Raw genomic sequence first — 11,792 nt, forward strand, 5'->3', positions numbered from 1 at the left:
TTTGATACAAAGGAATACTCCATGAAAATTACTAAGGCAGTGATCACGGCAGCAGGCAAAGGACAGAGAAACCTGCCTCTCCAGACACTCATCGATCGTGATGGTCAGCAAAAATCCGTTCTCAGCGTGATTATCGAGGAGGTCGTGCGGGCGGGAATTAAAGATATTTGTCTCATCATTCATCCCGACGACGAGACTGCGTTTCGTTCTGTTGCGGGCGACCATGCCAACCATCTGTCTTTCGTGTACCAGAAAGAACCCCGCGGATATGGTCATGCCGTTTGGTGTGCAAAAGATTTTACAAAAGGGGAATCGTTTCTCCATCTTATCGGCGATCATTTATATGTGAGCAGAATGGAAAAAGGATGCGCGCAGCGTGTCGTGGAAACCGCAGAAGCAGAATCATGTGCCGTTTCTGCAGTTCAAGCCACACGTGAAGGGCTTCTTCCGAATTTTGGAGCAATCAGCGGCAAACGTATTCAAGGCAGAAATGATCTCTACGTCATTGAGCATGTCATCGAGAAACCTACGCCCACCGAAGCAGAACAGCGATTGATTGTACCGGGACTTCGCACAGGGTACTATCTCTGCTTCTTCGGCATTCATGTCTTAACGCCGGCAGTGATGGAAATTCTGAATGATGAATTCAAGAAAAATAATAATTCGAATCTTCCTACAATTTCAAATGCCCTGCACGAATTAGCACAAAAAGAAAAATACCTCGCACTCGAGATGAATGATTATCGGTACAATGTTGGTGTCAAATACGGACTCTTGAATGCACAACTTGCCCTTGCGCTCAACGGAGAGGATCGCGATGAAGTTATTGCGATACTGATGGAAATGCTGTTGCTCCGTGAACACCATGCAGGCGAAAGGAGTTAAAGAATGAGCAAGCTGACTGCCCTTATCACGGCAGAGGACAGCGAAGTCCGCAACCAGGCACTCGATACTTTTTGTCATGCGGCATCGCTTGAGCAATTGCTTGATGAATGCAGATCTCTTGAAGACTTTCGCCGCACAAGCTCAAATCTCTACGAACAAGTACGGGCATTGTTCTTCCTGTATGCGATTCACCGTTTCCATATTCCGACCAAAAAAGGATTGCCATTACGGGGACTTATTCCATTCGATGGGTATGAGGATCTTTTACATCGTCGTTTCGAGGAGGCCATTCAGAGATTTCTTTCTGAACAGCAAAACAGCGGGCCTCACGACGGTATTTCCAGTGCATTAGCCGCCGCATACCGGAGTCTTGGTTTTCAGACACTGGCAAATCAAGTGCGGGCAAGCGTTCGCTCGGTTCGCGGAAATCAATGGATGTTCAGAGCAGGACATCCTTCGGACCATCCGCTGCGTATCGCTTCTTCCCTGCTCCAAAAAACCAATGCGCTTTTTCCGATCCTTCATGAACAAACTCCTGTGCGCATGGATTTATCGCACAGCGGCTGGAGCGATATTTTCTTTTTGGGAATGGATTATCCCGAAGGTGCCCGTGTTCTCAACATATCTATCGACCTCTCTGTGAAGGATCGCGATTCTCAAACTGTTCCCCGCCCTCCGGTGGAAGTTTATTTTAGAATTATTGATACACCGGTCATCCGTCTTGTCAGCACAGATCTTGGAGCAGTCACTGAAATCACTTCGTTTTCTCAAGTATTTGATTATGCAGCAGACTATCTCGGGTTGCTCAAGGCGGCAGTGATTGCTTCGGGCATTGTGCCCCCCAGTATGGAAGGTGCACATCAATGTCTTTCCGATTTGTTGTCACGATTAGCGGGTCCGGGTTTAGGAATAGAAATTGTTAGCCAGGTCAATGAAATTCCCAAGGGATCACGTCTTGCCGTTTCGACTACACTGCTCAGTTCTATCATAGCCGTTTGCATGCGCGCCACGGGGCAAACTTCTTCGCTCACCGGTTCATTGACTGAAAGCGAACGCCGCATTGTTGCAGCGCGAGCCATCCTTGGTGAATGGCTTGGCGGATCAGGCGGCGGCTGGCAGGATTCCGGAGGTGTCTGGCCAGGCATCAAACTGATTCAAGGAGTAACCAGTGCAGAAGGCGATATCGAATATGGCATCAGCCGCGGATGCTTGCTCCCCCGGCATACAATTCTTACGAATGATGATGTCTCCGCACTGACGCGCCGACAGCTTCAGGAAAGTCTTGTTCTTGTTCATGGCGGTATGGCACAAGACGTGGGACCGATTTTAGAAATGGTCACCGAGCGTTATTTGCTCCGTTCAGAAATTGAATGGAAGGGACGTCAGCAGGCTCTTTCGTTGTTCGACCAGATTGTTACACAACTGAAGAGCGGAGATATACAGGCGTTAGGCACATCCACGCATGAGAATTTTCTCGGCCCGATACAGACCATCATTCCCTGGGCGACAAACCTGTATACGGAATCCATCATCGCACGCGTTGAAGCGGAATTCGGAAAAGATTTCTGGGGATTCTGGATGCTTGGCGGAATGTCCGGCGGAGGTATGGGATTCCTTTTCCAACCATCCCGTACACGCGAAGCTCAGAGCCGGTTGCAGGATATTATGAGATCTGAAAAAAAACGGCGTGAACATGGCATACCATTCGCTATGGATCCAGTCGTTTATGATTTTACCATCAACGAAAAAGGTTCATGGGCAGAACTTCTTTTCGGTGAAGAAACATTGATGCCCCGGCTCTATTACTCTCTCACCGTCCCGTTATTGCTTCGTCGGGACCCGCGGACAATTACACTCACGCAACGGAATGAACTGGAACATTTTTCTTTCGTGAGCAGGACACATCCTGCACTTGAAGGAATGCTGCAGCAAATTTTTGACCGTATTTTGCCGGAGGGCGGCACACAGACAACGTACCTCCATGCGCTGGAGGAATTGCTTGAGCGGTATGGATTCGACAGGATTCAGCATGAAAGAATAAAAACAGATTTGCGCAGCGGCCGTATCGGACTTTCACAAAACCGTCTGCCTGTAAATACGACGATTGCCGATGTGAACGAAAATGATGTCTTCGATATGTCGCAGCAATCCTCGTCGCACTATACTTCCATCGGATCTCAGGCGCTTGCATCCGGAACAGTGGCAGTATTCACTCCCGCCGCCGGTGCCGGGAGCAGATGGACAAAAGGCGCAGGGACAGTCAAGGCGCTCAATCCGTTCTGCCGGATAGGCGGAGCGCACCGGACGTTTATCGAAACACATCTGGCAAAAAGCCGCCGCACGATGCAGAAGTTTGGTACCGCTATTCCTCATATTATTTCAACGGGATATCTCACGCACGATGCCATCAGGCAGTCCATGGAAGATGAGGACCAGTACGGTTATGAAGGTGAAGTTCTTCTCTCGCACGGAAGCAGTATCGGATTACGTTTGATTCCCACAATTCGGGACCTGAGATTCGCTTGGCAGGAAATGCCGCAGCAGCTTCTCGATGAACAAGCACAGAAGGTGCTTGAAAGCCTCCATACGTCATTGATGGATTGGGCGCAACGGAGCGGCGAGGCAAACGATTACACCGATAATCTTCCACTTCAATGCCTCAATCCTGTAGGGCATTGGTACGAAATTCCCAACCTCTTTCGCAACGGCACTCTTTCGCGGCTGCTGAAAACACATCCCCGGCTCAAACATATCCTTATGCACAACATAGACACCATGGGTGCAAATCTTGATCCCGGTATTCTTGGACGGCACATCGAAAGTAAAGCCGGAATGACTGTGGAAGTTATTACGCGCCGATTGGAAGATCGCGGCGGCGGATTGGCAAACGTCGATGGAAGACTCCGGCTGATCGAGGGACTCGCACTTCCCCGTGAAGAGTATGAATTCATTCTCTCCTACTACAATTCAGCTACATACTGGATCGATCTCGATCAGATGCTCAATGTGTTTGGACTTTCTCGGTCCGACCTGGATGATCAAAGGAAAGTAACAGAAGCGATGCGTTCGGTTGCATCACGTATGCCTACATATATCACGCTCAAGAACGTTAAGAAGCGCTGGGGTATGGGACAGGAAGATATTTATCCTACCCTTCAATACGAAAAACTTTGGGGAGATATGACAACCTTGCCGGAATTCCGATGTTCCTACATTGCAGTTCCACGAGCACGCGGCCAGCAATTAAAAGAACCGGCACAGATGGATGGATGGCTGAGAGATGGATCAGCAGATTATGTGGAATCTCTGTGCGAGTGGGAGAAAGAGAAAAAGAAACTTTGAATCCATGTCATTTCCGCATACCAAATGCATTCCTTCGGAAAAAGCGGGAACCCAGAACATAGGACTTCTGCAAATATATGAATGATCATAAAATACCTCTAATAGATGTATACACATTTTCTTTTGCTCGTCTCCCATCCGTTAGGCGGCGTGAACAATAATATTTATGCGATATCTTTTCATTATCTATTGTCTTACAATCCTTTCCTGCAGTACGGATAATTCTGTGCCGCATGTTACTAGGCAAGTGCTGTTCTCATCCCACGATGAAGATGATACATTTATTTTAGAAGGACAGGGTGTAGATCTTCTAAATACACAAATGATTTTCATTATCCTAAACCATCAAGGTGACACTCTCTGGCAGGACGCGTTTTCGTCCAAAGAATTGATCTACTATGATGTAGATGAAGATTCGGATTCCAGCACATTGTCCGAAGTTCATCGCACACTAATCAAAGGACACATTTCACATTTTTTTGATGATGAGCACTTCCGGCCATTATCTACTTTCCCTATCGGAACTATAGACACACACATTCAGTTCTCTCCTGAATGGAATAATGTGTCCGGTGATTCGACACTAATCGGTTTTCACTATGTGCTTGGTGAGGGAATCAACCGGATCATTGCGTATTCTAAATTCAAGAAGCAAGCATTTATTTGTGTAACATATTATTCTGATTTATAAGCGTACGCCGCCTAACCGAGGCGCTTCCCGAAAGCCTGCCCCTTTGGGGGATCCCTTTGGGACAAGCTGACCGGATGAGCCCCGCATACATTCGAAAGCAACTTCGTCGGGGTCTCGTCTCGACAGAGTCGAGACGGACATAGCGGGATTACATTATGAGGCTGCTGGCCGTTGGGCGGCCTAGGAGGAAATTTATGATAAACTTTAAACGCTTCTTTCTTGCTGCAATCACTATCATTGTGTTTGCCTTAATGTGGAATGGAATCGTTCACCTTGTTATCCTCCATGAAGCAGATTCAATACTCAATACCATCGGTCGGCCAGAATCTCAACGAAGTCTCTCTTTATCGTTACTTGTCACGGTGGTTTTATCGGTGCTGTTTGTATGGAGCTACGCATATACCGCAAAACGCGGGAATCTCTATGATGGCCTGAGACATGGATTGTTTTTTGGCCTTCTTGCGGGAACGTTGGTTGATCTTAATCAATATATTTTATACCCGATTCCAGCATCTCTTGCGTTCACCTGGTTTGTTTTCGGTTTATTTGAGTTTTGTATATATGGTGTACTAGTAAGCAAACTTTATCCTATAAAAGATAAGACAACCGTCTAACCTGCAACCCAAGCAGATTTGACTGCGTATTGAGAAACAGACTTCATTGAGGCAGACAGAATGAATCCGGTGAAAGAACACGGGGCAGGCTCACCACGTAAAATATGCTGCGTAAAGGTTAAGTGCAAAATTGTAAGCCAGAGGCTTATGAGCCATCGGCTCAAAAGTTACAAAAATGAATTATAGCAAATGGAAAAAATGACAAGGAGCCAAGAAGGCGGCTTTGCTTCCAGAACCACCGGAATTCTTGCCTGGGAAGGGCTGCTGAATCTTTTTGTAGTTTATCTTGTTTGGGGAAGCACGTACTTAGCTATCCGCATTGCGGTACGTGAAGGATCCGGCTTTCCCCCGTTTCTCATGGCTGCAGGGCGCACAGTCATTGGCGGATTGCTCCTATTGGTCTGGGCAAAAAGCAAAGGGGAACAACTGAAGCTTGATCGTAAAGACGCTCTCCTTCTGGCTGTTACGGGCGCAATGCTTTGGATCGGCGGCAACGGATTGGTGAACTGGGCAGAACAGCGAATTCATTCAGCCCTGGCAGCATTGCTCGTTGCCTCTACCCCGCTTTGGGTAGCAGCGCTGGAATCGGTGATTGAGCGGCGAGCCCCTTCCCTCTTATTAGCTTGCTCATTATTGTTGGGTTTTTGCGGTACAGGCTTTCTTAGTTATCCCGTGCTCGCCGGCGGTGTTCATGCCGATATTCTCTCTATTGCAGCGCTGTTTTTTGCTTCCCTGTGCTGGGGAAGCGGCTCGCTCCTGCAGCGGCGTCATGGCATACACCTCAGTGCTCGTGTGACTGCCGGCTATCAGCAAATTTTTGCACTGCCGGGTTTTCTGGTCCTGAGTTATTTAACCGGCGAACCCCGACCAGCGCCTCTTCCTTCTGCATGGATGGCTTTTGCATATTTGGTAGTTTTTGGTTCGGTGATCGCTATTGCCTCTTTTACGCGCGCGCTGCAAATCCTTCCTACGAAAGTCCTGTTTACTTATAGCTATGTGAATCCCATGATTGCACTTTTTCTGGGGTGGCTCATACTCAGCGAACCGATCACGCTTTGGACTTTGTTAGGAGCTGTTATGATTATATCAGGAGTGGTTGGTGTGTTTAAGGAAAGTCAAAATACACATCATTCTCACAAGAACGACGAGCATAAGGAATTCGTCACTAAAAACAATTAATCAAGTTCTGTTAAATCGCCATCAGCAGGAGTTCATGCTATGAAAAAAGTACTGACGATTGCGTTGTGTTTATGTTTTCTTTACTCATTTTCAGGATATGTTTCAGCCCAACAGAGAACACAAAATAGTATTCAGATTGATTCTGCTGGCACGAAACAGCAAGCGCCTTTAAAACAGACTCGTAGACAAAAAGCTCGGGTGAAGAAAACAGAGAATAAGAAAACGAAATTGGACGACCTGAAATTATGGCAAGATGATAGACCTTTATTGATGAAAGAGAAAGACACATTACAGAAGAAAACTCAGTAATCCTTTTTCGGTGGCCACAATACAATCAGCAACTCTCATGTCCGGTCTGTGAGGTTGTATCTATATTATGATGAAGGGATGTAAGATGGAATATGTTCGTATTCACGCGAATCATGATTTATCAAAAGCAGTAAAAGTTTTAAATAAAGCTCATGGTACCGTAGCAGCGGAGTTTGGATTTACGAAAGCAAACAATCCTACAAACAGTGCATTCATTGATGAACAAGCTTTAAAGACACAATTAGACAAAGGAATAGAATTGTACCAATTGACAATAAATGATAAAGGAATAGGGTGTATAGCAATTGAAAAATCAAAAAAGGAAGTTGATACATTTTACATTGAAAAAGTCTCTGTCATTCCAGAATATAGAAATCAGGGCTATGGCATAAAAATGATGGAGTTTGCAACTAACATGATTAGAGGGAATGGCGGCAAATGGATTTCAATTGCATTGATAGATTCAAACACGAGACTAAAATATTGGTACTTAAAGCAAGGATTTAAAGAAACGGGAATAAAAGTATTTCCTCATTTACCGTTCAGAGTTTGTTTCATGAATAAACAGATATGAAAAGCTGATAAATGGTTCAGAAAGAGTCAGGCAAGATTTTGAGAAAAAGATCTAAATTACCGACGAGAAAAGCAGTGTAAATGAAGTACAGCCCCTAATAACATTATCTTAAGGAATAATAATCTTCTTTGTATCCATAGCGAACGCAGCAAAATATCCTAATGAGCCATTCGTTAGATTCGTATTAGGATTAGCCGGAGACAGAGATGTCGGACTTCGGTCTGATGAGAGAATATCTCTCAGAGTACTAAAGTAATCGTACGCTGCCTTATCAATAGAAAGCAACTCCAATGTAATCGTATCCCCGCTCTGCACTTTTCCACCCGCCCGGATTCTCTCTGTCATTTCATTCCCGTTTGTCAGTTTATCGGTATAAAGTCGATAGCGACGGCCGTCAATCGAATCTGCAGGGATCAATGTGCTCGACCTCGCATTCAAACGGTAATAGTTGCCGGGTTCGGGTGGATCTTTGAACATCACATAAATATCGTATCCTGGCTCTGAGCGAAATCCGGTTCTCTTTACTGCATATACTGAATCAAGTAATATTTTCACCGGCATATAGGATGAGGCGGTGTATGTCTTCCCTTCGCTTATCACAGACATGGAATAGGTCCTACCTGTGAGTCCCTTCAGGGTTGTGGAGACATAGGTTCCTTGGTTACCTTCTTTCAGTGTATCCCGCTGTCCAGCATCATCCGTTATAACAATCTGAGCCCCGACCACCGGTGGAAAATAAAGCGATGATTCGAAGTAATTACCTGTCTTACTTACTGTAACAGCATACGGACCTGGTTGATCCGAAATGATGCCTTCAATGACAATGTGCGGATCAGCTTTGTTGAGATCGACTGACACGACCTCCTGGCATGAATTCAAAGCAATACCTAACAGAATAAATAGTGCCGGCGGTATCCATGTACTATTTTCCATTTTCATAGAGATTCAATCCTTCGCGGCTCTTAAAAATTGAAATTATATGTGACCGATGGTATGATCGGGAAGAATGTAGTCTGCACTGCCTGTGTCTTGTTCGGATCATTAGGATCTTGTTGAAAATTGATAGCATAGGGGTTCATCCGATTATAAGCATTATAGAGAGAGAAATTCAGATTGGAATGCGGTCCCAATGTCCATGTAGCGGAAAGATCTAATCGATGATACGCCGGCATACGATAGCCATTCCGCTCGGTATAATACGGAACCAGCCTGCCGTCCAGCCAGTAATTTCCGCTCGGGAACGTTACAGCATTGCCTGTATTATAGACCCAGGTTGCTGAAAAATTCCAATCGCTGTTATAATTATACATCGCCACAATTGATATGTCATGTGTTCTGTCCTGCCGGGCCGGGAATGGATTACCATCGTTGATCTGATCAAATTGTTCTTCTGTTTTTGAAAGTGTATATGCAATCCAGCCGCTCAGCCGGCCTGCGCGTTTTCGAACAAGCAATTCGGCGCCGTAACTTCTGGCGGTGCCGTATAAGAGGAGGGCTTCCACCGTCGGATTGATTTGCAGGTCGGCACCATTTTTATAATCGATCACATTCTGCATGCGTTTATAATACAACTCAAAAGATGCTTCATATTCATTATCAAGAAAATTTCTAAAGTACCCGGCATCGACCTGATCGGCAAATTGCGGCTTTACATTATTCGTGCTTGGCACCCACACATCGCTTGGGTTTGTTGTTGTGGAATTCGAAAGAAGGTGAAGATATTGCGTTGTACGGGTATAGGAAGTTTTCAGAGAACTTTCGTCGTTCAACAGAAGGTTTATTGCAAATCTCGGTTCCAGAGAATTGTACGTTTTTACGACACTGCCTGAACCGTATGTCAATGTATCGGCAACATTTCCATACTCGTCATAATTATACAGATGAGCCGGACCAAGCAGGCTAAAGACCGAGAACCTCAATCCGTAGTTTACTTTCACCCCGGGTATCATTTCAATTTCGTGCGAAATGTATGCGGCGTTCTCCAGCGCGAATTTATTTTCAAGCGCCGTATTGTTGATGATACTTCCCGCCGTCGCGGTCACCTTTCCCGGAAGAAAGGTGTGGTAAATAGAGTTGAGACCGAACTTTACCGTTCCCGAAACATCGGTAAAATATTGAAAATCAGTTTTGAAGTTCAGGTCTTGAATTCCGGAAGTAATCTGGAATTGACTTGTCCCGACTCCAATGGTGTTGCTGTATTCATAATCGCTATAGATAAGCGAGGTGTTGGAAAACAAATGATCGGCAAAAATATGATTCCACCGAAGTGTCGCTGTCGTATTCCCCCAATTGAATCCAAACGTATTGGAATAGGCGAAATTATCGCGTCCGAAATAACCGGAAAGGAACAATCGATCTTTGTCGCCAAGCGTATAGTTTGCTTTCATATTCAGATCATAGAAATATAAACTCGCACGGTTGATCGTAGTGTCGCTTGAGAGTTTGAGGAAAAGATCTGCATATGTTCGCCTGCCAGAAATAATAAAAGATCCTTCATCCTTGACAAGAGGTCCTTCCACAGTGAGGCGTGATGCCAGCAATCCAATACCGCCTGAACCTCCAAATTCTTTATTGTTACCATCGTTTGTGCGAATATCTAATACCGAAGAGAGCCTGCCGCCATATTCTGCCGGAATGCCGCCTGTCATGACTTTCACATCTTTGATCGCGTCGGAGTTAAAAACTGAAAGAAATCCAAGAAGGTGAGAAGAATTGTAGATCGGTGCTTCATCCAGAACAATGAGATTCTGATCTGTTCCTCCGCCTCGCGCATAGAACCCCGTGCTTCCTTCTCCAGCAGATTTTATCCCTGGGAGCAATTGAATTGTTTTTAAAATATCTTTTTCACCCAGGAGCACCGGGATCGATTCAATTTCTTTTACTTCCAATTTATTGACTCCAATTTCTGTGGAGGTAACGTTTGCGTTCGATCGCTCACCGGATACAACGACTTCTCCCAGCGTGATGGGTTCAGGTGTCAGATCATAATTCATCAATCTATTATGAGAGAAATGTAATGTGTCCTTTCGAGTTTTGAATCCAAGATATTGGACGAAAATGGTGTAGGAACCTTCTGGAAAAGTCAACGAATAAAATCCGTAGGCATTTGAAGTTACACCAACACCGGGGAGTTCCTTTACGAGAAGCGTTGCACTAATGAGTGCCTCGCCGGTTTCTCCACTCCTGATGGTTCCACTCAATGTGTATCTATTTTGTGAAACGACAGAAAGTGTGTAAATGCATGTGAGAAGAATGAGCCAGCCCGTTAATGATTGTTGTTTCATGGTAGTACTAACGATCTTCGCGGATTTTTTGTTCCCGCTTCAAGATATCTTGTCTGTGTAATGTCGTACTACGATGATGTGTTTGGAAGATGGACAATCGATCCCAGTGAATGTCACCGGAGTGAAGCCGGGGGTCACAACTCTTAGCTTCACTCCAGCTCATATGCATCAAATAACGGTGTCGAGTATTCTCACATATCTGGGTTATGGTTTAGCGAAACCTTCCATGATGGGAAAATCCAAAATGATATGGATGATATCCCATGCGTACAGAGAAGGTAGGATAATACCAATATGGAGAATATCCATCATACCAGAAGTACGAAGGATATCCATAATATCGTATCACATTCGAATCACTTGTCTTGCCAGATGGCTGGGGTGGCGGCTGCATCATAGCGACAACCACTTTCTCGCTCACACCTGCGTTTCTGAGATCAAGGACATCCTGAGTCTTCAATTGGAACCACGAATCTGTTGCATCCATCATTCCAATAATGAGACTGTCGCTCACACCGGCTTTTGATAGAGCGATCACATCCTCCATTTTCATCATCCGGAGCGAATCTACTTTCATCAAATGATCCTTCCGCGTTTGTGAATATTGCTCTGCTGCACATCCAGCGAAGCCGAAGCTCATCACAACGAAGGCGAGTATAATGAATTTGTGCGTCATATGACCTCCAAGTTTATTGTCTACTTATTAGATGTATGGTTGCTTTCTTAGGTTTAATGGGATTTTCTGGAACAAAATTTATGAATGCGGGAAATAACATCCTGCATATTATTGATTGCTGCTTCATAATAGTACTAACGATTGAGGCAGGTCTTTTGTTCCTGTCTCGAGAGATGGTATGTGTGCAGGAGTGTAAAGCGACGATGAGTTGTAATGATGGAAGTGCGGTAAGTATCTA

General features: G+C 45.2%; 10 protein-coding genes. 7 read left to right on the forward strand and 3 right to left on the reverse strand.

Features of this window, described 5'->3' with window-relative positions; translation table 11 throughout:
• The first annotated feature begins 21 nt into the window (after window positions 1-21).
• From NTX44_06195 to NTX44_06225, 7 genes are all read left to right on the forward strand, one after another.
• The gene (locus NTX44_06195; protein MCX6121192.1) at window positions 22-885 is read left to right on the forward strand and encodes a sugar phosphate nucleotidyltransferase; all 864 of its coding nucleotides are present in this window, start codon (window positions 22-24) and stop codon (window positions 883-885) included.
• Between the two features lie 3 nt (window positions 886-888).
• Entirely contained in the window at window positions 889-4,227 is a 3,339-nt protein-coding gene (locus NTX44_06200; GenBank protein ID MCX6121193.1) for a UTP--glucose-1-phosphate uridylyltransferase, read from the forward strand.
• Window positions 4,228-4,453: 226 nt separating this feature from the next.
• Window positions 4,454-4,918, forward strand: coding sequence for a hypothetical protein (locus NTX44_06205; protein MCX6121194.1), 465 nt, complete (start codon window positions 4,454-4,456; stop codon window positions 4,916-4,918).
• 194 nt (window positions 4,919-5,112) lie between these two features.
• Window positions 5,113-5,532, forward strand: coding sequence for a hypothetical protein (locus NTX44_06210; protein ID MCX6121195.1), 420 nt, complete (start codon window positions 5,113-5,115; stop codon window positions 5,530-5,532).
• A 189-nt stretch (window positions 5,533-5,721) separates the two neighbouring features.
• Window positions 5,722-6,711, forward strand: a complete 990-nt coding sequence (locus tag NTX44_06215; GenBank protein ID MCX6121196.1) for an EamA family transporter — start codon at window positions 5,722-5,724, stop codon at window positions 6,709-6,711.
• Between the two features lie 39 nt (window positions 6,712-6,750).
• Complete coding sequence (locus NTX44_06220; protein ID MCX6121197.1) at window positions 6,751-7,020, forward strand: hypothetical protein; 270 nt, start codon at window positions 6,751-6,753, stop codon at window positions 7,018-7,020.
• Between the two features lie 85 nt (window positions 7,021-7,105).
• Window positions 7,106-7,594, forward strand: a complete 489-nt coding sequence (locus NTX44_06225) for a GNAT family N-acetyltransferase (protein ID MCX6121198.1) — start codon at window positions 7,106-7,108, stop codon at window positions 7,592-7,594.
• 108 nt (window positions 7,595-7,702) lie between these two features.
• On the opposite strand, the gene NTX44_06230 is transcribed toward NTX44_06225, so the two are convergent.
• From NTX44_06230 to NTX44_06240, 3 genes are all read right to left on the reverse strand, one after another.
• A complete protein-coding gene (locus NTX44_06230; GenBank protein MCX6121199.1) occupies window positions 7,703-8,533 on the reverse strand; it encodes a DUF4249 domain-containing protein in 831 nt (276 codons plus the stop codon).
• A 23-nt stretch (window positions 8,534-8,556) separates the two neighbouring features.
• The gene (locus NTX44_06235; GenBank protein MCX6121200.1) at window positions 8,557-10,878 is read right to left on the reverse strand and encodes a TonB-dependent receptor; all 2,322 of its coding nucleotides are present in this window, start codon (window positions 10,876-10,878) and stop codon (window positions 8,557-8,559) included.
• 211 nt (window positions 10,879-11,089) lie between these two features.
• Window positions 11,090-11,554 (reverse strand): hypothetical protein, encoded by a 465-nt coding sequence (locus tag NTX44_06240; protein MCX6121201.1) that lies wholly within the window; start codon window positions 11,552-11,554, stop codon window positions 11,090-11,092.
• Window positions 11,555-11,792: the final 238 nt, after the last annotated feature.

The organism is Ignavibacteriales bacterium (assembly GCA_026390575.1).
Classification (GTDB): Bacteria; Bacteroidota; Ignavibacteria; order UBA10030; family UBA10030; genus Fen-1298.

Bases quoted from the DNA above. Each gene is read 5' to 3' on its own strand.
- NTX44_06215 (MCX6121196.1), top strand. From the start codon at position 5,722: ATGGAAAAAATGACAAGGAGCCAAGAAGGCGGCTTTGCTTCCAGAACC.
- NTX44_06225 (MCX6121198.1), top strand. From the start codon at position 7,106: ATGGAATATGTTCGTATTCACGCGAATCATGATTTATCAAAAGCAGTA.
- NTX44_06235 (MCX6121200.1), bottom strand. From the start codon at position 10,878: ATGAAACAACAATCATTAACGGGCTGGCTCATTCTTCTCACATGCATT.
- NTX44_06230 (MCX6121199.1), bottom strand. From the start codon at position 8,533: ATGAAAATGGAAAATAGTACATGGATACCGCCGGCACTATTTATTCTG.
- NTX44_06240 (MCX6121201.1), bottom strand. From the start codon at position 11,554: ATGACGCACAAATTCATTATACTCGCCTTCGTTGTGATGAGCTTCGGC.
- NTX44_06220 (MCX6121197.1), top strand. From the start codon at position 6,751: ATGAAAAAAGTACTGACGATTGCGTTGTGTTTATGTTTTCTTTACTCA.
- NTX44_06200 (MCX6121193.1), top strand. From the start codon at position 889: ATGAGCAAGCTGACTGCCCTTATCACGGCAGAGGACAGCGAAGTCCGC.
- NTX44_06210 (MCX6121195.1), top strand. From the start codon at position 5,113: ATGATAAACTTTAAACGCTTCTTTCTTGCTGCAATCACTATCATTGTG.
- NTX44_06195 (MCX6121192.1), top strand. From the start codon at position 22: ATGAAAATTACTAAGGCAGTGATCACGGCAGCAGGCAAAGGACAGAGA.